The following is a 1,569-nucleotide window of genomic DNA, read 5'->3' as shown; positions in this document are numbered from 1 at the left end:
GAATTGGCCACCGTCAAAGCCAACTAGTGCGGTCCCGATCTGACACCAGTCTCCAAGCCACTAAACAGGACCACATCGTACGACTACTGTTGGGCTTGGGTCATGTCCCATTGAGTGGTGTGGTTTCCCCGCTTTGAGCGTTGCTTCGCCAACGCGAGGAGCCATCGTGGGATGGTCAGTGAGTACCGACTAAAGCAACTCACAAAGGACACCACACGATGGCTCTAGACCAGTCTGCCCTGCTCAACCTGCTGGGAGAACTCAAACTCACCGATGTCACCGACCGCATCCGCGTCGCGACCGAAACTCTGTACCAAGAACTCATCGATGCGGAAGCGAGTGCGTTCATCGGGGCCGGCCCGTTTGAACGCTCCGGCGACCGCACCACGTACCGCAACGGCACCCGGCCACGGACCCTGTCGACGACCGCCGGGGACCTGGATCTGAAGATCCCGAAGCTGCGCGCCGGGTCGTTCTTCCCTGCCCTGCTCGAGCGGCGCCGCCGCGTCGACCAGGCCTTGTTCGCGGTTGTGATGGAGGCCTATGTCCACGGCGTTTCGACTCGCAAAGTCGACGACCTCGTCAAAGCGCTCGGCGCCGATACCGGGATCTCCAAGTCGGAAGTGTCCCGGATCTGCGCGGGCCTTGACACGGAAGTGGCTGAGTTTCGGGACCGGACCCTGGCCGCGCAGGACTTCCCCTACGTTTTCCTCGACGCCACCTATTGCAAAGCGCGCGTCGGGCACCGCATCGTGTCCCAGGCCATCGTCGTCGCGATCGGCGTGGCCGCCGACGGGCGGCGGGAAGTCCTCGGATTCGACGTCGGCGACAGCGAGAACGAAGGCTTCTGGACCAGCTTCCTCCGGTCGTTGAAGACTCGCGGTCTCGACGGAGTGAAGCTGGTCATGTCCGATGCCCACACCGGGCTGAAGAAGGCCATCGGCACGGTCTTCCAAGGCGCCGGCTGGCAAAGATGCCGGGTGCACTTCATGCGCAACGTCCTCGCCGTGGTCCCGAAAGGATCCCAAGAGATGGTCGCGTCGATCATCCGCACCATCTTCGCCCAGCCCGACCGCGAACACATTGAAAAGCAGTTCCGTGAGGTGACCACGATGCTCGGCCGCTCCCACCCGAAGGTCGCGTCGATGCTCACCGACGCCCAACCCGACCTGCTGGCCTTCGCCGCGTTCCCACGGCGTCACTGGCGACAGATCTGGTCGACAAACCCATTGGAACGAGTCAACAAGGAGATCAAACGCCGCACCGACGTCGTCGGTGTCTTCCCCAACTCCGCCGCCCTCCTGCGCCTGGCGGGGTCAGTCCTGATCGAGCAACACGACGAATGGGAAGCCGGCGAACGACGCTACTTCTCCGAAGCATCAATGCTGGAGCTGACCACAATGAACAACCCCGTCGAGGTCATCGACGAGGCGGTGATCCTCCCAGAACTCGCTGCCGCCTAAACTAAAACAACTGACCCGCACGGTGACGAGAAACTCCACCACTCAGCGGGACGTGACCCTCTGTTCGCAGAGGCACAGGCGGTGACGCCCGTCCCGGTATGTCTTG

The 1,569-nt window shown here is 62.5% G+C and carries 1 protein-coding gene; it reads left to right on the top strand.

Annotation, left to right across the window (positions count from 1 at the left end):
- Positions 1–218: 218 nt before the first annotated feature.
- The gene (locus JF66_RS20185; protein WP_035880688.1) at positions 219–1,463 is read left to right on the top strand and encodes an IS256 family transposase; all 1,245 of its coding nucleotides are present in this window, start codon (positions 219–221) and stop codon (positions 1,461–1,463) included.
- Positions 1,464–1,569: the final 106 nt, after the last annotated feature.

It is taken from the genome of Cryobacterium sp. MLB-32 (assembly GCF_000738085.1).
In the GTDB taxonomy this organism is placed as follows: Bacteria; Actinomycetota; Actinomycetes; order Actinomycetales; family Microbacteriaceae; genus Cryobacterium.
The sequence above is the reverse complement of the archived record's forward strand: the minus strand, read 5'-3'. Positions and strand labels throughout refer to the sequence as shown.

Bases quoted from the DNA above. Each gene is read 5' to 3' on its own strand.
- JF66_RS20185 (WP_035880688.1), top strand. From the start codon at position 219: ATGGCTCTAGACCAGTCTGCCCTGCTCAACCTGCTGGGAGAACTCAAA.